The sequence below is a fragment of the Gemmatimonadales bacterium genome, assembly GCA_036500345.1.
GTDB lineage: Bacteria > Gemmatimonadota > Gemmatimonadetes > Gemmatimonadales > GWC2-71-9 > Palsa-1233.
In genome coordinates this window covers 56,327-82,535 of record DASYCE010000016.1, presented here as the reverse complement: position 1 = coordinate 82,535, position 26,209 = coordinate 56,327, and the positions used below count along the sequence as shown (strand labels likewise).

Below are 26,209 nucleotides of genomic sequence, written 5' to 3'. Positions count from 1 at the left end.
CTTGCGACCAGTGGGACCAGTAGACTATTAGTCCTGCGGCCCGGCCACGCGGCCGGGCTTGTCCTTCTTGACCATCTGGACGACAGTAGTGATGACATCACCGGCGGTTCGCTCCAACGCACCGCGATCGCAGCCATAGGATTGGAATGCCGAAGAAGAGTTCTTCCCGAAGCCGAAGCAGGGGCGCCGGACAGTCCGGCGGGCTCGGTCGCGCCCTGGTGATCGTCGAGTCACCGACCAAGGCGCGCACGATCAAGGGGTTTCTCCCCGACGGCTACACCGTGGCGGCCTCGATGGGTCATGTGCGCGACCTCCCGTCAGACGCCAAGGAGATCCCCGCCAAATACAAGGGGCAGGAGTGGGCGCGATTCGGCGTCGACGTCGCCAACGACTTCCAGCCGCTGTACGTGATCCCGAGCGACAAGAAGGTCATCGTTCGCGAGCTCAAGGATGAATTGAAGGACGTCGACACGCTCTACCTCGCGACCGACGAAGACCGCGAAGGCGAGAGCATTTCGTGGCATCTGCTCGACCTGTTGCAGCCGAAGATTCCGGTGCGGCGGATGGTCTTCCATGAGATCACCCGTGAGGCGATCCAGGAAGCGCTCGAGCACACGCGCGACGTCGACCAGAATCTCGTCCGCGCGCAGGAGACGCGGCGCATTCTCGACCGTCTCGTCGGATACACGCTGTCGCCGCTGCTCTGGAAGAAGGTCGCGTTCGGTCTCTCCGCCGGGCGGGTGCAGTCGGTCGCCACGCGATTGATCGTCGATCGCGAACGCGAGCGCCTCGCCTTCAGGACCGGCTCCTACTGGGATCTCTCGGCCACCCTGTCGCACGGCGACGCATCGTTCGAAGCGGGAATGATCGCCCTCGACGGAAAGCGCCTCGCCACCGGCAAGGACTTCGACGAGCAGACCGGCAAGCTCGCGCGCGACGTCGACGTCGTCCTCCTCGACGAAGCCACCGCCCGCACCCTCGTCGACACGCTGCGCGACGCGAAATGGCGCATCACCTCGGTCGAACAGACGCCGCGTACCATGCGGCCGTATGCGCCGTTCACCACATCGACGCTGCAGCAGGAAGCCAACCGCAAGCTCCGGTACTCCGCCAAGCAGACGATGCAGATCGCGCAGCGCCTCTACGAGCGCGGCTACATCACCTACATGCGTACCGATTCTGTCGCGCTCTCCGAGCAGGCGCTCACTGCGGCGCGGTCGCTGGTGAAGGGACTGTACGGCGACGAATATCTTCCCGACGCCCCGCGTCACTACACCAACAAGGTCGCCAACGCGCAGGAAGCGCACGAGGCGATCCGCCCCGCGGGGAGTGTCTTCCGCACCCCGGATCAGACCGGGCTCGAGGGCGATGAGTTCGCACTGTACGACCTGATCTGGAAGCGCACCATGGCGTCGCAGATGCGCGATGCCCGCAAGACCGCGACGACCGTCGAGCTGCAGGCGCTCAACGCGACCTTCAGGGCGAACGGGTTGCGCACCGAGTTCGCCGGCTTTCTCCGCGCCTATGTCGAAGGCTCCGATGACCCCGAGGCGGCGATCGAGGATCGCGACACGCCGCTCCCGCCGCTCGCCGTCGACGACACGCCGAACTGCACCGCGCTGGAGCCGCTCGGTCACGAGACCAAGCCGCCGGCACGATTCACCGAAGCGTCGCTGGTCAAGGCGCTCGAAGAGAACGGCGTCGGTCGTCCGTCGACCTACGCCAGCATCATCGGGACGATTGTCGACCGCGGCTACGTGGTGCGCCAGGGGCAGGCGCTGATTCCGACCTTCACCGCCTTTGCCGTCACCGATCTGCTGATCCGCCACTTCGGGCATCTCGTCGACGTCGAATTCACCAAGGGAATGGAAGATCGTCTCGACGAAATCGCCGCCGGCGACTCCGATCATCTGGGCTATCTTCGCGAGTTCTATCTCGGCGACGAGGGCTTGCAGAATCAGACCGCGCTGGGCGAGAAGGAGATCAAGCCGTCGGAAGCGCGGATCGTCGCACTCGACGGCCTCGGCGCCACGGTGCGCATCGGGCGGTTCGGCCCCTACGTCGAGCGGGAAGAGGGCGACACGCCGCTGCGTGCATCGCTGCCGCGCGACGCCACGCCGGCCGACATCACCGCCGAACGCGTCGAGACGTTGCTCCGCCAGCGCGCCGAGGGACCGGCATCGGTCGGCACCCATCCCGAAACCGGCGATCCGATCTACCTCCTCGAGGGGCAGTACGGACCGTACGTGCAGCTCGGTGAGGTGGAAGGGAAGAACAAGCCGAAGCGCGCGTCGCTTCCGAAAGGCGTCAAGCCTGACGACGTGACGCTCGAGATGGCGGTCGGTCTCCTCGCGCTGCCGCGCACGCTCGGCGAGCACCCCGAGACGCACCGTCCGGTCAAGGCGGGGCTCGGTCGGTTCGGCCCGTACATTCTCCACGACAAGGGGAAGGGTGAAGCGGAATTTCGTTCGCTCAAGGGCGAGGACAATGTCCTCACGGTGAACCTCGAGCGTGCGTTGCAACTGCTCGCCGAACCGAAAGCGGCGCGCGGTCGCCGCGGTGTGGCGGCCACTCCGCTTCGCACCCTCGGCAATCATCCGTCCGATCAGCAGCCGGTGAACCTGTTCGAAGGGAAGTATGGCCCGTACGTCAAGCACGGTGACCTCAATGCGTCGCTTCCGCGCGGCGCCGACATGAACGCGTTCACCCTCGACCAGGCGGTGGCGCTTCTGGCCGACCGTGGCAAGGCACCGCAGGGGAAAGGGCGAGCTCGCCGGCCGGCACGTCGCTCCCGCGCCGCGACGTCGTGACGCCGACGATCGTTGGCGGCGGCCTCGCCGGATGCGAGGCTGCATGGGCGATCGCCGAGCGCGGCACTCCCGTTTCGATCGTCGAGATGCGCCCGGTCGTTCGCACGGCGGCACACCAGACCGATCGCCTGGGCGAACTCGTCTGCAGCAATTCCTTCAAGTCGGTCGAATTGCAGAACGCGCACGGACTCCTCAAGGCGGAGTTGCGCGATCTCGGTTCGCTCCTGCTGCCGCTCGCCGATGAAGCGCGCGTTCCCGGTGGTGCCGCACTCGCCGTCGACCGCGACATCTTTTCGCAATTGGTGCACGCCAAGGTGAGCAGTCATCCGCTGATCACCATCGAACGGCGCGAAGTGAGTGCGATCCCCGACGCGGGCGTCATCGCGACCGGCCCGCTCACCTCGGATGCGCTGGCCAAGGCGATCGCCGATCGGGTCGGTGCCGGTGCACTCGCGTTCTACGACGCCATCGCGCCGATCGTCAGCGCGGAGTCGCTCGATCACGAGCGGTTGTATGCGAAGTCGCGGTGGGGGAAGGGTGATGGCGACGATTACCTCAACGCGCCGCTCACCCGCGAGGAGTACGAGCACCTCATCGACGAACTCGTCGCCGCCGATCAGTTTCACGGGCACGAGTTCGACGACGCGGCGTACTTCGAAGGATGCCTGCCGGTCGAGGAGATGGCGAAGCGCGGTCGCGAGACGCTTCGCTTCGGGCCGATGAAGCCGATCGGCCTCCACGATCCGCGGACCGGCCGCGAGCCGTACGCCGTGGTGCAGCTGCGCCGCGAAGACAAGGTCGGGCAGATGTGGAACCTCGTCGGCTTCCAGACGCGACTGCGCATTCCCGAACAGCAACGCGTGCTGCGCCAGATCCCCGGACTCGCTGCCGCGGAGTTCTTCCGCTACGGCAGCATCCATCGCAACAGTTACATCAACGCGCCGGCGGCGCTCGGCCCGGCACTGCAACTCAAGGACGGCGCGCCGGTCTTCTTCGCCGGCCAGCTCACCGGCGTCGAGGGATACACCGAGTCGCTCGGCACCGGGATCCTTGCCGGAATCAACCTCGCGCGCGCACTGAACGGTGAATCGCCGTTGGTCCCGCCGCCGACCACGATGCTCGGTGCGCTCCTTCGGTATCTCGCGGAGGCGAACCCGGCGCATTTCCAGCCGATGAACGCCAACTTCGGGTTGCTCGACCCGTTGCCGACGGTCGCGAAGAGCGACCGAAAGGGCGCCATGGTCGAGCGGGCGCGCAGCGCGTTTGCGGAGTGGATCGAAGCATCGGACCTGTTCGCCTCGGGATGACGACCCCTCCCCGCGCCCTCGTCGCCGGATTCCTCGAACACCTCGTCAAGGCGCGCGATCAGTCGCCGAATACCGTCTCCGCCTATCGCCGCGACCTGGACGCCTTCTGCGATTTTCTCGATCGTCGCACCGAGGGGACGGCCTGGTCGTTCGAAGCGGTCGACCGCCTCGCCCTGCGCGGCTTCCTCGGTGAGCTCGAACGTCGCGGTCTCTCCAAGCGATCGGCGGCACGCGCGCTCTCGGCGCTCCGGTCGTTCTACCGCTGGCTGCACATCGAATACGACATCGACATCCCGGCGATCCGATCGGCGCGCACGCCGCGGCTCGAACGACGCCTGCCCGGCTATCTCCTGCGGGATCAGATCGACCAGCTCTTTGCGTACGCCGAGGCGCTCGCCGAGTCGGGAGAATTCGACGCGATGCGTGACCTCGCAATGCTGGAGCTCTTCTATTCGTCGGGGCTGCGCCTCTCCGAGCTCCGGATGCTCGATTCCCGCCAGCTCGACCTGGTGAGCGATCAGGTCAAGGTCCTCGGGAAGGGGCGCAAGGAGCGGATCGTTCCGGTGGGGACGCGGGCGAGTCTTGCACTGCGACGCTACCTTCCTCTCCGCGACGAAATGGTGAAGGCGGCGGGAAGCGATCGCGCCGCGATTTTCGTGGGACGGCGCGGGAAGCGGCTGAGTGCGGTGACCGTGCAGCGGCGGATGCACCGGATGTACGACGCGATCGGCGCCGACGGGATGCGCACGCACTCGATGCGGCACTCGTTTGCGACGCACCTCCTCGACGCCGGTGCCGACCTTCGCGCGGTGCAGGAACTGCTCGGCCACGCGTCACTGGCCACCACGCAGGTGTACACCCACACGTCGGTCGAACGATTGAAGCAGGTCTACCACAAGGCACATCCGCGGGCGAGGAAATGACGGAATTCCACGGCACGACGATCATCGCGGTCCGCAAGAACGGTCAGGTCGCGCTCGGCGGCGACGGCCAGGTATCCATCGATACTACAGTGGTGAAGTCGCGCGCCAACAAGGTGCGGACCCTCAAGGGCGGGCGGATCCTTGCCGGATTCGCCGGCTCCGTGGCCGACGCGCTGACACTCTTCGAGCGATTCGAGGAGAAGTTCGATCGCTACCCGGGGAACCTCACCCGCGCAGCGACCGAGCTCGCCAAGGACTGGCGCGGCGATCGCTTTCTCCGCCGGCTCGAGGCGCTCCTCGTCGTCGCCGATATCGATCACGTCTTTCTGCTGAGCGGCACCGGCGAGCTGATCGAACCCGACGACGGGATCATGGCGGTCGGTTCCGGCGGGACCTACGCGCTCGCCGCGGCGCGCGCGCTCTATCCCGACGATCGTCTCAGCGCGCGTGCCATCGTCGAGCGGTCGCTCGCGATCGCCGCTGAGATCTGCGTCTTCACCAACGCCAACATCACCGTCCTCGAACTGCCTGCCTCGGCATGACCGCACCTACCGAGGCACAACCGCCGGCACTCCCCTGGCTCGAGGAGCTCCCGCCGCGCCAGATCGTCGCCGAGCTCGATCGCTACATCGTCGGCCAGGGGGCGGCGAAGAAGGCGATCGCGATCGCGATCCGCAATCGCTGGCGGCGCTCGCAGGCGCCGGAGAACATCCGCGATGAGATCACGCCGAGCAACATCATCCTGATCGGACCGACCGGGGTAGGGAAGACCGAGATCGCGCGTCGGCTCGCGCGCCTTGCCGGCGCACCATTCGTCAAGGTCGAGGCGTCGAAGTTCACCGAGGTCGGGTACGTCGGGCGCGATGTCGAGTCGATGGTGCGCGACCTGGTCGACGCCGCGATCTCGCTGGTGCGTGCCGAGCGCGAAGATGAGGTCTGGCCGAAGGCCGAGGCGCAGGCGATCGAACGCATTCTCGATCTGCTCCTGCCCAAGGTCGAGGCGGAGGAGAACGATCCCGCGCTGCGCCAGCGCCGCAAGGAATCGCGCGAGAAACTTCGCGAGCAGCTCCTCGAAGGGAAACTCGACGAGCGCGAGGTCGAGATCGAGGTGACGCCGATGAATTATCCGTCGCCCGAGAGCTCGCAGCCGCCGGGGATGATGGAGGTCGATTCGGCCTTCAGCGAATGGCTGATGGAGATGCTGCCGCGCAAGAAGAAGCGGCGCAGCGCCCGCATCCCGGAGGCCCGTCGGATCCTCGAGGACGAGGAACTCCGCAAGCTCGTCGACATGGACGAGACGGTGAACGAGGCGCTCGACCGCGTCGAGAACCACGGTATCATCTTCATCGACGAGATCGACAAGATCGCCGGCGAGCGGAATCCGAGCGGGCCCGATGTCTCACGCGAAGGAGTGCAGCGCGACCTGCTGCCGATCGTCGAGGGATCGACGGTGCAGACCCGCTACGGCTACGTCCGCACCGACCACGTCCTCTTCGTCGCCGCCGGTGCATTCCATGTGTCGAAGCCGTCGGACCTGATCCCCGAGTTGCAGGGGCGCTTCCCGATCCGCGTCGAGCTGGAGCCGCTCACCGAGAAGGATTTCATCCGCATCCTCACCGAGCCCGAGAATGCATTGACGCGTCAATACAGTGCGCTCGTCGCGGCGGAGAAATGCGAGCTCGCCTTCACGGACGACGCAATCGACGAGATCGCGCGAACGGCGTGGATCGCCAACGACCGGATGGAGAACATCGGCGCTCGGCGGCTGCACACGGTGATGTCGACCCTGGTCGAGGAGCTGCTCTTCAGCTTGCCCGATGGGTCGGAGCGAAAGATCGTGATCGATGCGGCGGCAGTGAGGGAGAAGCTTGCGTCGGTGGTGCAGAACGACGACCTGCGGAAGTACATCCTCTAGCTACCGCTTCCCCCGCAACACGAAATACAGCACCGCGGCGATCGCGGCGATGAGCATCGCCACGACTCCCGCGCGCTTCGCCTGCTGCACCCGGTTCCTTGGTGCCGCGGCGAAGTTCCCGCTCACCACCGCGGGGTTGTCGAGCATCCGCACGACATCGGCAGCGCTCTTCGGCCGGTCCTTCGGTTCCTTGGCGAGCAATTGATCGACGATCGCGGCGAGCGCCTTCGGCACGTCGTAGCGGCGCGATCCGATCGGCGCCGGACGCGCGGTGAGCTGCGATGCCATCACCTGCTGCGGCGAGATCCCGTGGAACGGCGCCGTCCCGGCCAGCATCTCCCACGCAACGATTCCCAGGGCATAGAGATCGGCGCGATGATCTGTCGCCGGATCGCCGGCGGCTTGTTCGGGCGCCATGTATGCCGGTGTGCCGATCGCGATCCCGTGCGCGGTGATCGCCGCCGGCGATCCTCCAGGCGTGATCTGCCGGCCGCCACGCGCCGAGCGCGATGACGCGCTGATCGCCTTTGCGACCCCGAAGTCGGTCACCACCGCCGAGCCGCCCGTGATCAGGATATTGTCCGGCTTGATGTCGCGGTGGACCACGTCGCGGCCATGTGCGTAGATCAGCGCGCGCGACACATCCTTGAGGACACCGACCGTCTCCCGCACCGCCAGCGGCCCGCGGGTGAGGCGGGTGCGCAGCGATTCGCCGTCGATGAACGGCATGATGAAGTACGGCAGCCCGCCGACTTCGCCGGCCGAGATGACGGGAACGATGTGCGGATGCTGCAGCGCCGCCGACATGAGGATCTCGCGCCGGAACCGCTCCACCGACACCTCGGCGGCGAGTTCCGGCGGAAGCACCTTGATCACGACTTGCCGGTTGAGGGCGTTCTCGCGCGCGACAAAGACCGTCGCCATCCCGCCGCCGGTGAGCTCGCGCTCCAGCGTATGCGTCGGTTCCAGGGCCTGCTGCAGCGCGGCGCGTATCTCGGGCACGGCTCCGTCGGGGATCGGGTGGGCGTGTCGGGACGAAATGAAACCCGGCGTGGCGCCCGGCGCGAGGGCGGCGTCGGTACTCCGGGCCCAGGCGCATCCTTGGCGAAGCGAAGCAACGGGTCGACTGGCAGCCAAGATGTCGGTCGCGCGCGACATTGTGCGAGGAGAATTCCTGACTTCGTTCAGGAGAGCCTATTCCGCGTGTTGGTCCTTAGCACGATTGGTTTCCCGGAGAGAATCAACGTATCGGCTGTGACCGATGGTGCGCTGCACGCCTCTAGCCTGTGAATGTCGCCAGCGCTTCGCTTTGCTGGCTGCGGGACGATGCCCGGCGCCCTCGTGCACGATTGTTCCGGCGACTGGCTTGTTCTCGACTGCCCACCGGCTTGACAGGTTTCGCAGCGGGCGGTAAGTCAATTGCATAAGTGCTCTCCGCTGACCAGAAATCGGGGCGCCGTATTCGGTCCTCATTCTTGATGGATCTAGGGGCGCAGCATGCGCGCTTGCTGGGGGGCGACTTGACGGAGGCCGCGGAGGCAATCGCTGCCCTTACCCTCGATCGTCTCCTCGTGTACATGAAATCGCGGAACCCGAGAGCGGATGCTCAGGCGATAGTCGATGCTGTCGACGACGCGGTGATCGCTTACCTTGCGCGCCCCAGCGCCGCGCGCGCCACGACGGGGCGCGAAGTCTTCGCACACTTGCAGCTTGCAGCGTGGCGAAACCTGAAGAATCTTGAGCGAGCTGAAAGGCGGCGGGCGCGCCGCGAAGCCGTGTTTGCGCAAGACACGCTTACCAGGAACCGGGCGTCCGAAAGAAGAGTTGTCGAACTTTGTGGGGCGGCGGGGAAGGTTGAGAGAGACAATTCATCAATCAATCCCGGCTCGATTTACCGCGATACGCGGCACCTAGAACTCAGCGAGATGGATCGTGCCATTGCGGCCATGATTGCACGTGGTATACGCAATACAACAATGTTCGCTGCCGTGTTAGGCATCCTGAGCTTGGGAATCGGCGAGCAACGGCGAGCCGTAAAGCGGGCCAAGGATCGGGTGAAGGCCATCTTCAAACGAGCGGACATTTCAATTCGTTGCGCGGTAACGGATGACAGTTCAACGGTCAGTATTGAGCCCTATTTGCCGGATCCGTAGGAGGAGCCCATGGCGCGCGTCCGAGAAGTGGTTTCAAACGTAGTCGTAGCCCTGTGTGTACTTTCTGCGATCATCGCATCTGGTTACACAATTCGCGATCACGCTCAGCAGGCATCTGGTCAGCTTCCCCAATCTGGAGCTCCCGTTGCGGTGTCCAATTGGGCTTCATTCAGCGCAGTCGGTCATCGATTTGGTCCTTCTAGCGCACCCGTAACGATTGTCGAGTTCGGCGATTTTGAGTGCCCTGCGTGCCGCCACTTCGAACCAGTGATTCGAGCGATTCGAGCGGAGTTTCCGACGTCCGTTTCGCTGGTATTTCGTCACTGGCCCCTTCCGTACCACCGCTTCGCTATACCAAGTGCCCGCGCCGCTGAGTGTGCGAGCGCGCAAGGTCGGTTCGAGGCCATGCACGATTTGCTCTATGCCAAGCAGGACTCGCTCGGTATCAAGCCGTTTTCCAGCTATGCCACAGACGCAGGTGTGGCAGATACCGCTGCGTTCAACCTTTGCAATCGAGCTGCCTCACCTATCGCAGCGGTTGCGCGGGATTCCATTGCCGCGAGAGCGTTAGGCGGGCGTGGAACCCCGACAATCTTGGTCAATCAGCTCCGCCTAACCGGGGTTCCAGACAGCGCGACGCTTGAACGAATGGTCAAAGATGCGCTTCATCTGGCTCGATAACAGGGTTGCACCCAATTCCTCACAACAAGGAGGACGTACATGACCAGGAAACAGCGGATAATTGCAATAGCGTGTGCCGTGACAACGATGGCGCTTGCTGGCTCGCGCGCCGCCCATGCTGAACTTGCGAACTGCCCGGACGGTTGGTACTTCGCCTGTGCTGATGAATGCGATGGACAGCAGGATTCGTGGCGGATTTGCACACAACGTGCTTTCTCCAGCTGCCGCAACTTTCCGGGCATTGACGACTCGTTCTGCGGCGAATCCGATGATTGTCCAAACGCCGAGGTGTTCTGCCATTTTACCTCGGAACCAGTTCAGTGAACGTCGAGCAACGGACACCGCGGCACCGAATGCAATTTCCTGTACTATGAATTGGTCGAGTGCGACAACGCCAGCGAAATTGGTCGAATAAGTGCTATCATCTGTTGCTGGCTCACATCGGCAGCGCGCGGTGCCCGTTGGCGAAGGTGTATTGTCTTGAACGGTTGAGTTGTTGCGAATGCTCACGTTTCTGTCGCTGATCAATCTGCTCGCAGCACACCCCTCCACGCCGCCGGTTCTCGCGCCAATCCGCGACAGCTTGGCGGCGTTGGCGGCAGACGTTGCGCGGCTCTGCCCCGCCGAGCAGTTGCCAGCGTCGAAGCTGCAGGAGGTGGAACTCTCCCTGTCATCCCGGCTCGAACGCTCACAGCGGGATGCGTCTTGGGATTCTGCCGCCGTCCATCTCGCTTGCGTGCGGGCGACGGAGGCGACGCGCAATGTCGTCGCGCAGCAGGGGTTCCTCATGCCTCTCGGCACGCGGAGCATCGACGGTGCGATCACGCTCCTGATGACCGCCATCCGAAGCCAACCGCGTTACCTCGCCGCGGTCAAGCTTCTTGCGGAACTCGCTCCCGTTGCGGTCCGGGCCGACACCAACGCGGTGTTTCCAGACGGGGCCCGGTATCTCACTGGTCAGCAACCGGGGCCGATCGGCAACCAGCTCTTTCAGTCGGTCGTAGCCGGCGTCGCCGATTCCGGAGCATATCGAGCCTGCAGCAGCATGTTGCTCCAAGCCGGGGACTTTCTCGGCGCGCGGGAATGCAGCAGTCGGGCACTCGCAAATGGCGCCGATTCAACGTGGCACCTCCTCCGGCTCGCCTACATTGCGTTCCATCTCGCCGATTCAATTGGCGGTAGCGAGGATTTTCGGGGAGCCGTCGCTGCCGCGCACGACAAACAATCACGACGAGAGGTTGCCTGGCACCTCGATTTCCGGAGCCGGACGGTCGACATTGGCCGCGGACGGGGTCCACCATTTGTTCTGGCGGCAATGGACTCCGGCCTCACAGCCGACTGGATGTCGCAGTCGGATAGCGTTCGGCGCCTGCGATGGGTGGACAGGAGACTGCAGAACGCGGCGCAAATCGCGCACGAACCGATCGCTGCTGTCCTTGGCCATCACTTCTTCGTTGTGACGTATGCACGCGGTGCCTTCCGGTCCTGCACCCAGTCGTACGCCAACTGGGGGCCATTGTTCGTTCCGCCGAACCAGGCGGGGTCCTCGGCTCGCCCGATGCCCCGCCCGCCATGCGCGCCAGTTCTCGATCCCGAAATCCACGAGATCCCGATCGCAGCGTCCCGTTTCCGGTTGTGGGACTCGCAGGGTCTTCCGATTTCGGTCTTGACGGACGCGGTCGCGGTGAGCGGGTTGGCGCCCTCAGGTTTCTCCGACCAGTTCGTGCAGCTTGTGCTGCACTTTCGGGAGCGGGACGGAGCGAGTGGTGCGTGGACTGACACTACGTTTATTCGTCGTCGCCCCGTCCCGGAAAAACGGGAAGGTGCCCTGGAGGAAGTGGTGGTACTTCCGCGTCGTGAGAACGCGAGCGACTGGGCGGTGGCGGTGACGCAGTCTGCAGCGCGACGGGGAATTCTCGATCACGCGGATCCGCCGATTCGCGAGGGTCCTTTGGCACTCTCCGATATCGTGGTCGGCCAGGCTTCGCAACATCTTGCGTGGACATCCGGTGACGACTCGGTCGTGCTCGCCCCTCTGGGGTCGATCGACCGTAAGGAGGCGGTCGACCTCTTCGTGCAGGTGCGAACGGAGCAACAGCTCGGCTCCGCGACGGCCACCTTTCGAGCTTACCGGGTCGACCACGGCAAGCGGGCCGACCACGCGGCCATTCAGATCGTCTTCCCGATGACGCTCCCCACTGGGCTCGCCGGGGTCCATAAGGGACTGGATCTTTCTCATATCCATTCGGGGCGCTACCTGCTGGAATTCAGTGTGAAGAGCGCAGGATTGGAACGAGTTCAAGGTACGGAAATCCTCGTCCGATAGCCGCTCAGCCCGCCACCATTGGCATTCCCGCGATCGAGCCGTATCCTCAACTCATGCACCCCAACCGCTTCGTCTCCGCCCTTGCCGCGGCCGCCCTGGTTGCGGCGCCGCTCTCTGCGCAGGGAGTTGCCCGCTGGCGCCTCATCCCCGAGGCGACCTTCGGATCGTCGACCGATCCGAATCCGGCGGCGGAACTCGCCGACATCCGCGGATTCGAAGTCTCGAAGAACGGCAACGTCCTGGTGCTCGACTTCAAGGCGCAGAATATCAAGGTCTTCTCGCCTTCGGGCGCGTTCCTCAAGACCATCGGCCGCAACGGCGGAGGGCCCGGCGAATTCGAGCAGCCCAACGGCTTCCTGCGGGCCCCGGACGGGACGATCTGGGTCAACGATCCTGCCAACCATCGCTACTCCGTACGGCGCGACGACGGCGAGTACATCCGCGATGTCCCCTCCGCGATGACCAGCTTCGGTTACATCTGGGATGCCACCTTCGACGCGACCGGCCGCCTCCTGAGTCCGGTCTACGTGCCAGCGCGACCCGGTGTCTCGGCGCAATCGCGACTCGAGCGGCGCAACATGAAGACCCAGCACGCCGACACTCTTCCGACTCCGAACTGCGCGCCGGCGAATACCAGGTACCCGCAATGGTCAGGGCGATCGAGCCACGGAGGGATGATGATGCCGGTGCCGTTCATCCCGTCAATGCCGGCGCTGTACGATCCCATGGGCTTTGTCTGGTGTGCCTGGGGAGCGACGTACGCCATCTACCGCATTGGCCTCGAACATGGCGACACGCAACAGGTCATTCGTGGGTCGTCAGCGCCGGTTGCTGTGAGCGCGGCCGAACGCGACAGCGCCGTCACCAATGCGCGAAAGGCATTCACCCAGGCCCAACTCGACGCATCGATCATTTCGGCCGGTGACGTACCCCGCACCAAGCCGGTCATCATCGGTCTTGCGTCCGATGACGACCACAATCTCTGGGTGCGGCTCACCCCGGCAGTCAGTGGTCACACTCGCTACGACGTGTTCAATCAAAAGGGGAAGGAGATCGCGACGATCGACGCACCCGTCGCGATCGCATCCGGCCCGAATATTCTGGTGCGCGGCGAATATCTCTGGGCGGTGGTGCGCGATGCCGACGACATCCCCGCAGTCGTCCGCTTTCGCGTCGAGCGCCGATCAACGGATCAATGAGATTCCGTTGACGCGCCCGTCGCCCAGTCGACGACTTCCTTGATCGCGCCGGACTGAGCCTGCTGCATCGGCTTGGCGAAATCTCCGACCGGGTAGTGCTGCAGCAGCTTCTCGACATGCCCCGGCCACCGAAGCACTGCTTGCGAGAGGTCCTGGATTGCCATCCGGAAATGACCGGCCGACGCGTTCACGCTCCCCACAAGTAGTTGATTCCCCAGCACCAGACGCCGCGCCATCTCGGCGCCGGGGATCTGCAGCGGCCGGTCGCCGCCGGGAATGCCGGTGAGGACGCAGACGCCGTTCAACGCCAGTGCGTCGAGCAGATTGAACTCCAGCTTGGCGATCCCCGCCGCTTCGATCACCACGTCCATCGGCGCGACCTTCTCGGCGACGCGCTCCGCCGGGACCGCGCGACCGTCGATGTACTTGCCGCCGATCTTCTCGAGCCACTGCGGCCGCGCGCTGTTCGCATCGAGCACATCGAGCCCATACACCTCGGCGCCGCGCAGCGACAGGACCATCGCGGCGAGCAGCCCGACCGGGCCGAGCCCTGCGACGAGACAGCGCCGCCCGAACAGCCAGTCAGCCGCGATCGCGACATCGGGACAGCGTGCCCGCTGCAGATGTCCGGCCTCGTCGATCGCCTTCTCCACGACCGAGAGTGGTTCGGTGAGCACGGCTACGTTGACCAGCGTCGCCGGCACCTTGATGGCGTACACTTCCTTGTCGACGACAAACTCCGCGTGATAGCCATCGATCCCCTTGATCCCGCGCTCACGATACTGACCACTCTGACACATGTCCGACCGGCCCATGGCGCATGACGCGCACTGGTTGCATCCGCGGCGCACCGTGAAGACGAGATGATCGCCTGCGGTGACCCGCTTCACGGCATCGCCAACTGCGACAACCTGGCCGAGCATCTCATGCCCGATGACGAGATCGGATGCACCCGGTGGAGCGGCTGCGCGGCCGCCGGACACTTCTTCGCGATCCGTGCCGCAGATTCCGACCTGCAGCACGCGCACCTTGATCTCGTCCCCCGCCGTGATCGACGGTTCCGGCCGTTCGATCATCCGTGCGCCGGCTTTGCCGGGCGTGATTGCAATCGCCTTCATCGAGTCGTTCCCCTCATTGCCGGTGCGCCTGCGCGGATGTGGCGGCGCCGTCGAGCGCCATCTTGAGCAGCTCGGCGATGTGCAGCGCTCTGCGTCCTGTCGTCTGCGAGATCTGCTCGCGACAGCTGAAACCGTCCGCCACAATCAGCGTGTCGGCCCCGGCGGCGCGGACCGCCGGGAGCAGGACGCGCTCGCCACAGGCGATCGAGACGTCATGATGCGCGCCGCGTTCGAAGCCGAATGCCCCAGCCATGCCGCAGCAACCCGAGTCGAGGACGGTGTGATCGAGTCCGCTTCTCTTGAGCAGCGCCTCTTCGGCGTCGAACCGGAGAACCGCCTTATGGTGGCAATGTCCCTGAACGATCGCCTTCCGCTGCAGCGCCGGGATGTTGAAGTCCGGTGCCTCGTCCTGGAGGAATTCGCTCAGCATGAGTGTCTGGCGACCAAGGCGCTTCGCATCCTCGTCATGCGGAAGCATGTTGCCGAGTTCGTCGCGAAAGACCGAGACGCAACTCGGCTCGAGTCCCACGACGGGGATGCCATCGCGAATCTGCGGACGCAGCGCGTCGAGCGTCTTGAGCAGGAACTTCCGCGCCAGCGGCAGCATCCCGTAGTCGTACAGCGGGCGGCCGCAACAGAGCGAAACCGCAGGGAGCGTGACCCGAAAGCCGGCCGCTTCGAGCACCTCGACGGCGGCCTGCGCGGTCGTCGGATGGAAATGATTGTTCCAGGTGTCGGGCCAGAGGAGCACCGCCGGCCTGTCGGCGTTGCGGACCGCGCGCTTCCGGAACCACGAGACAAACGTCTGCGGTGCAAAGACCGGGATACTGCGCTCCGGCGCCATCGTCGCAATCGCCTTCGCGATGGTGCGGAGCCCCGGCGTCTGCGTGAAGAAATTCACGACGCTCGGCATATGTCCCGCCGCGCGCGCCCACCAGGGCATCAATCCGAAGGCGTACGCAGCCATTGGGCGCCAGCGCCCCGCGTAGTAGTGCGACAGGAATTCGGACTTGTACGTCGCCATGTCGACATTGACCGGGCACTCGCCGCGGCACCCCTTGCATGACAGGCAGAGATCGAGCGCATCCTTCACCGCCTCGTCGCGCCAGCCGTTGCGGAGCGGATTCCCTTCGAGCATTTCGAAGAGGAGGCGCGATCGCCCGCGAGTCGAATGCTTCTCTTCGCGCGTCGCCATGTAGCTCGGACACATCGTGCCGCTGTCGTGCTTGCGGCACTTCCCGGTGCCGACACAGCGATTGGCGGCATACGCAAAGGAGCCGCGATCGTCGGCGAAGGAGAAATGCGTTTCCGGTTCCCATGGGTGGTAATGCGTTCCCCAGCGGAGATTCTCATCGACCGGATAGGCGTCGATCACCTTCCCGGGGTTCATCCGGCCGAGGGGATCCCAGATCGCCTTGAACTCGCGAAACGCCTCCATCAGCCGGTCGCCGAACATGATCGGCAGCAATGTGCCGCGCGCCTGGCCGTCGCCATGTTCCCCCGACAGCGATCCGCCGAACGAGACGACGAGATGGGCGGCCTCGGTGAGGAACTCCTTCCACTTCGCGATCCCTTCGGCGCTGTAGAGGTCGAAATCGATGCTGCAGTGGATGCATCCCTGCCCGAAATGCCCGTACAGCGACGCGGTATATCCGTACTTGTCGAAGAGCGCCTGCAATCCGCGCAGATACTTGCCGACATCCTCGGGTCCGACGGCGGAGTCTTCCCAGCCGGGGTAGAAGTCGGGATCGTTCGGAATCTTGGAGGTCGAGCCAAGTCCCGATTCGCGGATCTTCCAGAGCAGCTTCTCCTCCGCCGGGTTGTCGAAGAGCTTTCCGGGCGGATTGAGCGGCGTCTCCGCGAACGCCTTCATCAGCTCGCGCGCCTGCGCATCGGCGTCGTCGGTCGTGTCGCCGCCAAACTCCACCACCAGCCACGCGTTCCCCTTGGGAAGCATGTCGCGTCCCGACGTCGACATCCCCTTGTCGTGCATGTACGTGAACATGCTGCCGTCGATCCCCTCTAGGGCGATCGGCTTGTGCGCATTGCAGAAGGCGACCTGGTCCCCCGCGGTGAAGATGTCGTCGAAGGCGAAGACCACCAGCGTGCGGCAGGGCGGACTTGGCACCAGTCGCAGCCGCGCCTGCAGCACTGTAACGCACGTGTTCTCGGTCCCGACCAGCGCACGCGCGACGTTGAAACCGTTCTCCGGCAGCAGCTGGTGCAGCGGATAGCCGGAGACGAGGCGCGGTATCTTCGGAAAGCGCGCGCGGATCTCTTCGCCGTATTCGTCGCGAATCGCCTTGAGCCTCGCGTAGATCTCGCCGCGCCGTCCGCCCTCCGCGATGATCGACGCCACCTCCTCCTCGCTCGTCGGCCCGACCCACATCCGCAGGCCGTCGTACGTCAGGATCTCCAGCGCCGATGTATTCTCCTCGACCTTCCCCGCCATCTGCGCATGCATCCCGCACGAGTTGTTGCCGATCATCCCGCCAAGCGTGTTCCGATCATGCGTGGCGGGGTCGGGACCGAAGGTGAGGTGATGCGTCTCCGCCTGATGCCGGAGGTCGTCGAGCACGGTGCCCGGCTCGACCGTGGCAACGCGAGCGTCCCAATCGATCGAGGTCACATGATTGAGATACTTGCTCATGTCGATCACCACCGCGGCGTTGCAGGTCGACCCCGCGAGATCGGTGGCGCCGCCGCGCGCCGTGATCGGCACGTTGAACGCGCGGCACGTCGCGACGGTGCGCACCACGTCGTCGATCGTCTTCGGCACGACGACGCCGACAGGTATCTGCCGGTAGTTGGAGGCGTCGGTTGAATAGAGGGCACGATCGCCGTCGTTGAAGCGGACTTCACCCTCGACCTCGCGCGACAGCGCATCGGCGAGCGCGCTGACGTCGATCTCCGCTAATGCGTGAACCGCGTCGGGGCGCGGCTTCGTCGCCGGCGGCGCCTCTGGAGCTCGTCGCGTGAGCGGCACCAGTTCGTCGCGTCGCGTCATCGCTATCCCACCAGCCACTGCGAGGCATCGTTGCGCTTGAAGTCGAGTCCCATCCCCGGACGCGTGAGATCGGGAAACAGCTCGCCATCGACTGGTGCACTGACGCCGTCGAAGAAGAGCCGCTCGATCCGGACATGATCATGGAAATACTCGGCGTGCCGCAGCCGCTTCAACGCGCAATCCACGTGCAGGTGGAGAGCCGGTGCGCAGTGCGTCGATAACGGCATGTTGCGCGCCTCACAGAGTGCATCGACGAGGAGCAACCCGGTGATCCCTTCGCACCGCGTGGCGTCGGCCTGCAGGACGTCGACGGCGCCGGCATTGAGGATGTGCGCGAAGTCCGACGTCACGTAGCCGTACTCGCCGACCGAGATCTCCATCTGCACCGGCGCGCGATCACGGCAGAGGCGAAGCCCTTCGAGATCGCCGTGATACACCGGTTCCTCGAACCAGGTCACGCCCGAATCGCGAAAGCGCTCCGCCTGTCGCAACGCTTCCTTCCGATCGTACGCGCCATTGGCGTCAACAAAGAGCTCTGCATCGCCGATCGCCGCGCGCGCCGCAGCCACGCGCTGTACGTCGGCGCTCGCGTCGCGCCCGACCTTCATCTTGACGCGCGGAATCCCCGCGCCAACCCAGCCGGTCAATTGCTCCTGCAGTTGTGTGATGGAGTACGACGTGAATCCGCCGCTGCCGTAGACCGGCACGGACCGCCGAACTGCGCCGAGAAGGGTCGCGAGCGGGAGAGCGAGGAGTCGCCCCTTGAGATCCCAGAGCGCCACATCCACAGCCGCGATCGCCATCGACGCGATCCCCGACCGCCCGAGGTTGCGCACCGCGGCGCCGAGCACCCGCCAGATATCGCCCGGCGCCATCGAGTTCTTCCCCACCACCAGATCGGCGAGCAGGTCGCGGATCAGTTGCGCTGTCGCAGTGTCGGCGTAGGTGTACCCGAGTCCAGTAATCCCGCCTGCCGTGATTTCCACCAGCACCATCGTCGTAGCATTCCAGACCAGCGTGCCGTCGGATTCGTTCGGCGTGTCGGTCGGCACCCGATACACCGACACCGCGACGGCGGTGACCGGCACTGCATCCCCGCTGTCCACTTACACGACCTCCCGCACCTTGTCCTTGAGTACCGTCTTGAGGATCTCCCAGCGATCGCGCTCGCCGCGCACCAGCGCCTCCATGAAGTGCACCGCCTGTTTCGTGCTGATCTTCCCCGGCATCGGCGGCTCGTTGGGATCGACCACCGCTTCGATCACCGCCGGTCCCGGATGCGCCAGCGCCTCGGCCAGGATCGCGGCCGCGTCGCCGGGCTTGTCGATCATGTAGCCCCCGGCGCCGCACGCGCGGGCGTACGCCGCGAAGTCGATCGGCTGCAGCTCGACTCCGAATTCCGGATTGCCGTCGAGGACCATCTGCTCCCACTTGATCTCGCCGAGCACGTTGTTCTTGATGATCAGCACCTTGACCGGGAGCTTGTATTTCACCAGCGTCGCCACTTCTCCCATCAGCATCGTGAAGCCACCGTCTCCCACGATGCAGACCACCTGCCGCCCGGGGTAGGCGACCGCTGCGCCGATGCTGTACGGCAATCCATTCGCCATCGTGGCAAGCGATCCCGACAGCGAGAACTGCATCTCGTCGCGCATGTCGATGTATCGTGCCGCCCAGGTCGCGATCGTCCCGCTGTCGGCCGACACGATCGCGTCGCGGTCGAGGAGCTTGTTGAGTTCATACGCCGGCACCTGCGGCTTCATCGGCATCTCGGTTACCGTGCCGCGCACCGTCATCACCTTGCGCCAGTCGGTCATCCGTTCCTGCGCACTCTCCAGGAAGCTCCGGTCGCTCTTCTGCTGAATCAGCGGCAGGAGCGCCCCCAGCACCGTGCGGCAATCGCCCACCAGTCCCACCTCGACCGGATAGCGGAGTCCGATGCGGCTTGAGTCGACATCGATCTGCACCGCGCGCGCATTACCCGGTTCGGGGTAGAACTCCATGTACGGGAAGCCGCTGCCGGCGATGATCAGCGTGTCGCACTCGGCGAGTGCGTCCTGTGACGGCGCGGTGCCCAACAGGCCGATTCCACCGGTGGTGTACGGACTGTCGTCGGGAACCACTCCCTTGCCGAGCAGCGGCTTGACGATCGGGCCACCAACCAGTTCAGCAAGACGGAGCACTGCCGCGCGGGCGCCGAGCGCGCCGCGGCCGGCGAGGATCGCCACCTTCGACCCGGCGTTGATCAGGTCGGCCGCGCGCGCCAGTGTGGCGTGCGGCGGAATCGGATGCGCGGCGGCGTAGAAATCGGCGCTGTGATCGGCGACGTTGGCCTCGGAGCGTTTGGCATCCGACGCCTTCCACTCCTGGATGTCCTTGGGGATGGTGATGTGACTCACCGTGCGCCGGCCGAGCGCGGTCTTGATCGCCAGGTCGACAACACTCTCCACATGCGCCGCCCCCATGATCCGCTGATTGTAGGCCGCGACGTCGATGTACAGCTTGTCGAGATCGACATCCTGCTGATAGTTGGTGCCGATCAGGTCGTGGAAGGTGTGACCGGTGATCGCGAGGACCGGCTGGCCGTCGCACTTGGCGTCGTAGAGTCCGTTGAGAAGATGGATCCCGCCCGGCCCCGATGTGGCGAGGCAGACGCCGAGTCGGCCGGTGTACTTGGCATAGCCGCAGGCGGCGAATGCAGCGGCTTCTTCGTGGCGGACCTGGATGAATCGGATCTTGTCCTGCCGGGTGCGCAGCGCTTCGAAGATCCCGTTGATGCCATCGCCGGGAAATCCGAAAATCGTGTTGACCTTCCATGCGATCAGGCGTTCGACCAGCAGATCGGCGACAGTTTTGGCCATCGGGCGCTCCTTGAATTGCGCCGGCGGCGCGTGGGTGTGGACTCGCTAGATGGGGCAGGCGATGGTGGTCATCAGTGCGAGGGCCGGCTGGCGCGAATCGAGCCGGGTATGCTGCACCACGATCGGCTGATCCGACTCGATGACCGTGGCGTAGTCAGTCCCGGTCGGCACCGGCTCCGGATCGGAGAGTTCGTTGAAGCGAAGATGCAGCGTGCGGCGCGCTGCGACGGTGAGGCAGTACGGTCCCACCGGTTCGCGGTCGGCAAAGAAGATCTGCAGCGTGACCTGCGCCTCGTCGTCACCGGCATTGAGGATGCAGAGCGCGTCGTGGCTGATGAGCGGCCGCGACGTGCCGGTACTCGACGGCGGGATGTATCCGTCGGGAACGACCCATCGCCGTTGTCCTGCTGCCGCCATGAGTTGCCGCCTCGATCCTGAGCACGCCGCTATCGCGATTGGGACGATGGCGAGGCGTCGCGGGGGCACACCGCGCCTTGTTCCGCTCCCGATCGTCCCCTATCCTCCACCGGTCATCGGACCCACGCCATCCGGACGAGGCATGCAGGACCTTCTCTCCTTCAGCGATATCACTCGCAGCGACTGCCAGGCGCTCCTCGACCTGGCGCTCAGCATGAAGTCCGGCGAGTACCGCGATCGCCCGCTCCAGGGCCAATCGATTGCCCTGATCTTCGCCAAGAGTTCGACCCGCACTCGCGTCTCGTTTGAAGTTGGCGCCCGCCAGCTCGGCGCCGATCCGCTCTTCCTCTCGTCGCGAGATATTCAACTGGGACGTGGTGAACCGATTCGCGATACCGCACGCGTCCTGTCGCGCTACGTCGACGGGATCATGATCCGCACCTTTGCGCAGCGCGACGTCGAGGAGCTGGCGCAATTCGCCGATGTGCCGGTGATCAACGGCCTCACCGACCTGCTCCACCCGTGCCAGCTTCTTGCCGATCTCCTCACGGTGCAGGAAGAGTTCGGTTCGATCGCCGACCGCGTCGTCGCATGGATCGGCGACGGCAACAACATGGCCAACTCGTGGATCGAAGCGGCCGGCCTCTTCGGATTCGACGTGCGCCTCGCCTGCCCGGCGGGATATGAACCCGACCGCACCATCTTCGAGGCGAATTCGTCCCGCGCGCGGCTCCTCGTGACCGAAGATCCGGAGGAGGCAATTGCCGGCGCGCATGTCGTCAACACCGATGTCTGGGCGTCGATGGGCCAGGAGGGCGAAACGGCGGTGCGGCAGCAGGCGTTCGCTGGCTATTGCGTCGACGAGGCGCTGATGCGCGCGGCCGCGCCGGATGCGATCGTGCTGCACTGTCTCCCGGCGCATCGTGGCGAGGAGATCAGTGAAGGCGTGCTCGAAGGGGCGCAGTCGCGGGTGTGGGACGAAGCGGAGAACCGGATGCACGCGCAGAAGGCGTTGATGGCGATGCTGATGGGCGGCGTGCAATGAGTCAGGCGATCGAATCGAGCGAGTATCTCACTGACGGCTATCGCGCGCTGGTCTCTGGCGCGGCGAGCTGGGTTGCCAACGGACTCGGCCTGATCGAAGTCGCCGGCGCCGACTCGCACGCCTTCGTCAATCGCGTCGTGACCGCCGATCTCTCGATCCTCCCGCCGGGGCACTTCGTTCATTCGCTGATCCTGCGCGACGACGCGTCGATTCTCGATCGAGTCACCGTCTATCGCTTCCCGGAGCGGGTGATGCTCCTGGTCGACGCGGCGCAGCGGACTGCCGCGTGGGATCACATCCTCGAGCGAAAGCGTGGCAACGTCCGGCTGCGTGACATCTCCGACGACATGGGAGTGATCGCGGTGCGCGGGCCCGCGACAGTCGCGCGGATGACGTCGTGGCTCACGCCGATTCCGATGGAGCCGGGCGATCTCACCACCGCGCGCTTCGGCGACATCGACGTCTTCGCCGCACGTGCCACCGCCGATACCGCCGAAGGGATCGACTTCTACTGCAGGAGTCGTGACCGCGCGACGCTGGTGGCCACGCTTGATCGCGCCGGTGTGGTGCCGGTCAACGATGAGGCGTGGCGGCTCCATCGGCTCGAGTGGGGGATCGCCAACGTCGGCGTCGAGATCGATCCTGGCGACACGCCGGTCGAAGCGGGGCTCGAGGAATTGGTGGCGGAGCGGAAGGGAGCGCCATTTCCCGGCGAGACGGCGCTTGCGGCGCGGCGCACGGCGGGGGCGATGAAGCGACTCGTCGGATTGCACGTGGCGGGGGTGTCGGTCCCCCCGATTTCATCGCGAGTGCGCGTGGCGGGAGTGATGGTCGATCGGGTGCGGTCGATCGGTTATTCGCCCCGAGCTGGAATCATCGGGATGACGGCGCTGCCGACGACCGCCGCGACACCGGGGACGGCGCTGATGGTGTTGTCGGGTGATCGCACCTGGCAGGCGACGGTGGTGAATCGGCCGTTCGTGCGGAGGACGGTGGGGTAACGCGGCAGCCTGAATGTCAGATGAAGCGACGCAGGAGAATAGATGAAACCTGCAGGTATACTCACTCTGCTTGTGACTTTGCTCATCGCCGCCTGCTCATCGCAGCTGCCGAGCCCGCCGCCGACGCAGCTCACCGGTGAATGGGGTGGAGACAGGATTCAGATCACCGATTCCGCAGCTGCGCACGCAATTATCGTGAGCACGTTCTGTAACGTAGACCTATATCCGGTCGCGAACGTCGACAGCGCCGGGGAGTTTGACGTGCATGGCGTGCGGTTCCAGTCGACAAATGTCTTTGACGTTGGCGATTCAGTGCACATGACCGGCACCGTCAGAGGTTCGACACTTGACGTGTACCTCGCGCTGACTCGATTGGAAGGAGAAGGCCCGCCGGCGCATCATACGCTGACCAGGAACCAACCCCCGGATCGAACCGGGCTTATTTGCCTGGAGTAGAAACGTTGCACCGCATCCTACCGGAACGATTCTACGATCTGCTGCTGTCGAATCATTGATAGAATCCTGGCAGCCGTCCCTGCTCTTCTCGCCACGTGCTCGGCGCAGCCGCAATCCCGGCTGTTCGGCAGATGGGGCGCCCTCAACATGGACGTCCACCACCTTCCCTGACCCGGGATGTGTTGAGCAGGGTGCTCCCCGCAGGCGGGATACGGTGTTGTGCGGACCCTCCTCGTCGTCTCCCCGGTCGAGTCTGCATCAGGCGACTCGACCGTCCAGGCAGCCGACTGCCGCCTGCGGCGCACGTGCAAGTGCGCCGAAGCTTTCCGGAAGCGAGGTTCCCGTGCTGGAAACCATCATCATCATTCTCGTGATCCTGTGGGCCCTCGGCATGATCGGCGGGTACACCATGGGGGGATTGATCCACATCCTCCTGATCGTGGCGCTGATCGTCCTCATCCTCCGACTGGTCCGCGGGCGACCAGCCCTCTGACGCCGGCAGCCACGCTGACAGTGTAGGGATCGCCGCGCTGCTGCCGCGAGCCGGGGACCGTTTGGTGGAAAGGCCGTGACGGGCGTGGCGATCACGGCCACGGATGCCGCTCGGGATACGGCGTCCCGCGATCGATCACGCTACCAATAGATGCCCGGCAAGGGGCCTCACCACGCCCTGAAAAGCTCCGCCAGCGACACAACGCAGTCGCTGCTCATCGCTGGGTGCTTCCAGACGAGACGCTCACGTTCGGTCCGCGGGAAGAGCTCGTCAGGAGTCCAGATCTCGACGTGCGCGTTGTCGACATCGACGACCCAGTACGTCGGAATCCGCTGCTCCTGATAGAGCCGCCGCTTGAGCACACGATCGGCGCGCATCGACGACGGACTGAGGATCTCGACGACAAGATGCAAAGTCTTCACATCGGACCACGACTGCGCGCGTCGCAATTCCATCGGATCTGCCACGAAGAGATCGGGCTGGACCAGGATCTCCGGACCCCACGAGATGTCGGCGTCCACATTGAACATCCCTTCCAGTCCGGCTCCCTTGAGATACTCCTGCACGGCAAGCGCCAACCGTTGGAGCACGACCTGGTGCGCCAGCCTTGGAGTCGGCGACACTAGCAGCTCTCCGTGAACCGTCTCGTAACGGTTCCCGTCGTCGGGGAGTGCTTGTACCATCGCTGCGGAGTACCTGAGACGGGACGGCATGGACATAGTATCATCTCGGCGAGTTGGGAGAAACAAGAGGGCCCCGTGAGCATGCACACATTCTGACGCAGCCCACTGAAGCCCAAGGGTCATCTCAACGCCGCCGTGAACCGCGCAACGCGAACCACGATTCTTCGTTGCTCGTATCGGTGCGGCGTGGTACTATGGGCTATCCCCACCCCGTGAGGGGCCCGTGACACAGTCACTCCGGTTCGCGTCACTGGCAGTAGTGGTGATTGCAGCGCACACGCTCACGGCGCAAAGCAACTCATGCGTCGCCACGCCGACTTCGATGACCCCCGGGCGATGGCCAGCGCCCGCTACCCCCGCGAAGCCCGGCGTACCACGCGGCCCACTGCTCCCCGTCGCTGATCGGCCGCTCCTCGGGCCGGCCAACCGATTCGACTACCAGACGATCGACGCCGCCTCGCGGCGGCTCTACATCAGCCACATGAACGCCGGCGACGTCGTCGTCTTCGACCTCGAATCGTCACGCGTCATCGCCACAGTTCCCGGAACGCCGCGCGCGACCGGCATCCTTGCGGTCCCGGCGCACCACGCGGTCTACGTCTCCGCGGCCGGCGCGCATGAGGTCGTCGTGATCGACGACCGTTCGCTCAAGATCGTTGCGCATGTCGGCGGTATCTCCTTCCCCGATGGAATCGCCTACGCGCCAGTCGAGGAGAAGCTCTTCGTCTCCGACGAGTCAGGCGGCGCCGACATGATGATCGACGCCCGCACCAACACCAGGCGCTCCACCATCCCGCTCGGCGGCGAGGCGGGGAACACCCACTACGACTCGGTGTCGCACTGCATCCTCGTTGCGGTGCAGACCCGCAACCAGCTCGTCGCGATCGATCCGGCGACTGAACGGATCGTCCAGCGCTACGATCTCCCCGCCTCCAATCATCCGCACGGCTTCACGCTCGACGAGCCGGGGCGGCTCGCCTTCGTGAGCGGCGAGGGGAATGCGACGCTCCAGGTCGTCGACCTGCGGTCGATGCGAGTCGTCGGCACGCATCGTATCGGCGGCGACCCCGATGTCCTGGCCTGGGACCCTGAGTGGCAGCGGCTCTACGTGGCGTCAGAGTCGGGTGTGGTGAGCGAGTTCGAGGCGGATGGCGCAGACCTTCATGCAGTGGGCGAGCTCCGGCTTCCGCACGCACACACCGTCTCGGTCGACCCGAAAACGCACCGCGTCTATCTCCCGCTCGAAAACGTCGGCGGCAAACCGCTTCTACGCATCTTTGTGCCGGCGAAATGACCGCTTCGCCTGCGACGCGCACGCGGTTGCGCTCAGTCACCCCACCCGCAGTGACTGCTGAGTTCACACCCGGCGATGGCGAGCCCCGCCAGTGAGAGAAGCACCGCGAGCGGCACGATCGGTCCCCACGCAGCATTTCCCGGCGCGCCAGTCCGCGCACCTGAGATCTCGGCCACTGCGTAGTGGACGCGGCAGGTATCACACGAGAGGTGCTCGAGCCACGGGATCCCGCTCAGCGAGTCACCTTCGAATCTCACGCCATGAAGCCGTATCAGCTGATCTCGCGCATGGAACTCCAGCACGACGCGCTCGTCGAGCGGCTTCTGCTGCGGCATCGTCACCGGCGTCCAGTGCGCGCCACAGGCGTTGAGCAGAGTCGCTGCCAGGAGCAGCAGCGTGATCCCGCGGCGTGGGCGGCGATGCATTCCTGAATCTACTTCGCGTCGCGTCCGTGTCGTGCTCGTGTACTGCTCCGGTCGCGCTGGCGTCGTGGGGGCCCGTAGCGCGGCTTCGGTCGGGA

The 26,209-nt window shown here is 65.0% G+C and carries 22 protein-coding genes; 13 read left to right on the top strand and 9 right to left on the bottom strand.

Features of this window, described 5'->3' with window-relative positions; translation table 11 throughout:
- Positions 1 to 146 precede the first annotated feature (146 nt).
- The 5 genes from topA to hslU are packed head-to-tail and all read left to right on the top strand — an operon-like array spanning position 147 to position 6,955.
- Positions 147 to 2,810, top strand: a complete 2,664-nt coding sequence (gene topA / locus VGM20_09090) for a type I DNA topoisomerase (protein ID HEY4101017.1) — start codon at positions 147 to 149, stop codon at positions 2,808 to 2,810.
- Entirely contained in the window at positions 2,807 to 4,117 is a 1,311-nt protein-coding gene (gene trmFO / locus VGM20_09085) for a methylenetetrahydrofolate--tRNA-(uracil(54)-C(5))-methyltransferase (FADH(2)-oxidizing) TrmFO (GenBank protein HEY4101016.1), read from the top strand. Before topA ends, trmFO begins: the two co-directional genes overlap by 4 nt.
- Positions 4,114 to 5,040 (top strand): tyrosine recombinase XerC, encoded by a 927-nt coding sequence (locus tag VGM20_09080; GenBank protein ID HEY4101015.1) that lies wholly within the window; start codon positions 4,114 to 4,116, stop codon positions 5,038 to 5,040. Before trmFO ends, VGM20_09080 begins: the two co-directional genes overlap by 4 nt.
- Positions 5,037 to 5,582 carry an ATP-dependent protease subunit HslV gene (gene hslV, locus VGM20_09075; GenBank protein HEY4101014.1) on the top strand — a complete coding sequence of 182 codons (546 nt, stop codon included), beginning with the start codon at positions 5,037 to 5,039 and terminating at the stop codon, positions 5,580 to 5,582. Before VGM20_09080 ends, hslV begins: the two co-directional genes overlap by 4 nt.
- The gene (hslU, locus tag VGM20_09070; protein HEY4101013.1) at positions 5,579 to 6,955 is read left to right on the top strand and encodes an ATP-dependent protease ATPase subunit HslU; all 1,377 of its coding nucleotides are present in this window, start codon (positions 5,579 to 5,581) and stop codon (positions 6,953 to 6,955) included. Before hslV ends, hslU begins: the two co-directional genes overlap by 4 nt.
- On the opposite strand, the gene VGM20_09065 is transcribed toward hslU, so the two are convergent.
- Complete coding sequence (locus VGM20_09065) at positions 6,956 to 7,957, bottom strand: serine/threonine-protein kinase (protein HEY4101012.1); 1,002 nt, start codon at positions 7,955 to 7,957, stop codon at positions 6,956 to 6,958. It lies immediately after the preceding gene.
- A gap of 575 nt (positions 7,958 to 8,532) precedes the next feature.
- On the opposite strand from VGM20_09065, the gene VGM20_09060 reads away from it, so the two are divergent.
- Positions 8,533 to 9,108 (top strand): hypothetical protein, encoded by a 576-nt coding sequence (locus tag VGM20_09060; GenBank protein HEY4101011.1) that lies wholly within the window; start codon positions 8,533 to 8,535, stop codon positions 9,106 to 9,108.
- A 612-nt stretch (positions 9,109 to 9,720) separates the two neighbouring features.
- Here the strand turns inward: VGM20_09060 and VGM20_09055 are convergent.
- A complete protein-coding gene (locus VGM20_09055; GenBank protein HEY4101010.1) occupies positions 9,721 to 10,299 on the bottom strand; it encodes a hypothetical protein in 579 nt (192 codons plus the stop codon).
- 1,156 nt (positions 10,300 to 11,455) lie between these two features.
- Between VGM20_09055 and VGM20_09050 the strand changes: the two genes are divergently transcribed.
- Both VGM20_09050 and VGM20_09045 read left to right on the top strand, forming a co-directional pair.
- Entirely contained in the window at positions 11,456 to 12,115 is a 660-nt protein-coding gene (locus VGM20_09050) for a hypothetical protein (protein HEY4101009.1), read from the top strand.
- Positions 12,116 to 12,168: 53 nt separating this feature from the next.
- Positions 12,169 to 13,314: a 6-bladed beta-propeller gene (locus VGM20_09045; GenBank protein HEY4101008.1), complete on the top strand. Its 1,146-nt coding sequence runs from the start codon at positions 12,169 to 12,171 to the stop codon at positions 13,312 to 13,314.
- Here the strand turns inward: VGM20_09045 and VGM20_09040 are convergent.
- From VGM20_09040 to VGM20_09020, 5 genes are read right to left on the bottom strand one after another with little or no spacing between them, the layout of a single operon-like run.
- Positions 13,308 to 14,432, bottom strand: coding sequence for a glucose 1-dehydrogenase (locus VGM20_09040; protein ID HEY4101007.1), 1,125 nt, complete (start codon positions 14,430 to 14,432; stop codon positions 13,308 to 13,310). The genes VGM20_09045 and VGM20_09040 overlap by 7 nt on opposite strands.
- A gap of 13 nt (positions 14,433 to 14,445) precedes the next feature.
- Positions 14,446 to 17,439: an FAD-linked oxidase C-terminal domain-containing protein gene (locus VGM20_09035; GenBank protein ID HEY4101006.1), complete on the bottom strand. Its 2,994-nt coding sequence runs from the start codon at positions 17,437 to 17,439 to the stop codon at positions 14,446 to 14,448.
- 2 nt (positions 17,440 to 17,441) lie between these two features.
- Positions 17,442 to 18,545, bottom strand: a complete 1,104-nt coding sequence (locus VGM20_09030) for an enolase C-terminal domain-like protein (protein ID HEY4101005.1) — start codon at positions 18,543 to 18,545, stop codon at positions 17,442 to 17,444.
- Positions 18,546 to 20,300, bottom strand: a complete 1,755-nt coding sequence (locus tag VGM20_09025; GenBank protein HEY4101004.1) for a thiamine pyrophosphate-dependent enzyme — start codon at positions 20,298 to 20,300, stop codon at positions 18,546 to 18,548.
- Between the two features lie 45 nt (positions 20,301 to 20,345).
- Positions 20,346 to 20,717: a sensory rhodopsin transducer gene (locus tag VGM20_09020; protein ID HEY4101003.1), complete on the bottom strand. Its 372-nt coding sequence runs from the start codon at positions 20,715 to 20,717 to the stop codon at positions 20,346 to 20,348.
- 142 nt (positions 20,718 to 20,859) lie between these two features.
- On the opposite strand from VGM20_09020, the gene argF reads away from it, so the two are divergent.
- From argF to VGM20_09000, 4 genes are all read left to right on the top strand, one after another.
- Positions 20,860 to 21,762 (top strand): ornithine carbamoyltransferase, encoded by a 903-nt coding sequence (argF, locus tag VGM20_09015; protein ID HEY4101002.1) that lies wholly within the window; start codon positions 20,860 to 20,862, stop codon positions 21,760 to 21,762.
- Positions 21,759 to 22,763 carry a glycine cleavage T C-terminal barrel domain-containing protein gene (locus VGM20_09010; protein ID HEY4101001.1) on the top strand — a complete coding sequence of 335 codons (1,005 nt, stop codon included), beginning with the start codon at positions 21,759 to 21,761 and terminating at the stop codon, positions 22,761 to 22,763. The genes argF and VGM20_09010 overlap by 4 nt, the downstream gene beginning before the upstream one ends.
- 42 nt (positions 22,764 to 22,805) lie before the next feature.
- Positions 22,806 to 23,219 (top strand): hypothetical protein, encoded by a 414-nt coding sequence (locus VGM20_09005; protein HEY4101000.1) that lies wholly within the window; start codon positions 22,806 to 22,808, stop codon positions 23,217 to 23,219.
- A 343-nt stretch (positions 23,220 to 23,562) separates the two neighbouring features.
- Positions 23,563 to 23,712 carry a lmo0937 family membrane protein gene (locus tag VGM20_09000; GenBank protein HEY4100999.1) on the top strand — a complete coding sequence of 50 codons (150 nt, stop codon included), beginning with the start codon at positions 23,563 to 23,565 and terminating at the stop codon, positions 23,710 to 23,712.
- A gap of 167 nt (positions 23,713 to 23,879) precedes the next feature.
- On the opposite strand, the gene VGM20_08995 is transcribed toward VGM20_09000, so the two are convergent.
- Positions 23,880 to 24,425, bottom strand: coding sequence for a Uma2 family endonuclease (locus VGM20_08995; protein ID HEY4100998.1), 546 nt, complete (start codon positions 24,423 to 24,425; stop codon positions 23,880 to 23,882).
- A gap of 193 nt (positions 24,426 to 24,618) precedes the next feature.
- On the opposite strand from VGM20_08995, the gene VGM20_08990 reads away from it, so the two are divergent.
- Positions 24,619 to 25,689, top strand: coding sequence for a YncE family protein (locus VGM20_08990; GenBank protein HEY4100997.1), 1,071 nt, complete (start codon positions 24,619 to 24,621; stop codon positions 25,687 to 25,689).
- Between the two features lie 32 nt (positions 25,690 to 25,721).
- On the opposite strand, the gene VGM20_08985 is transcribed toward VGM20_08990, so the two are convergent.
- Positions 25,722 to 26,114: a hypothetical protein gene (locus VGM20_08985; protein ID HEY4100996.1), complete on the bottom strand. Its 393-nt coding sequence runs from the start codon at positions 26,112 to 26,114 to the stop codon at positions 25,722 to 25,724.
- Positions 26,115 to 26,209: the final 95 nt, after the last annotated feature.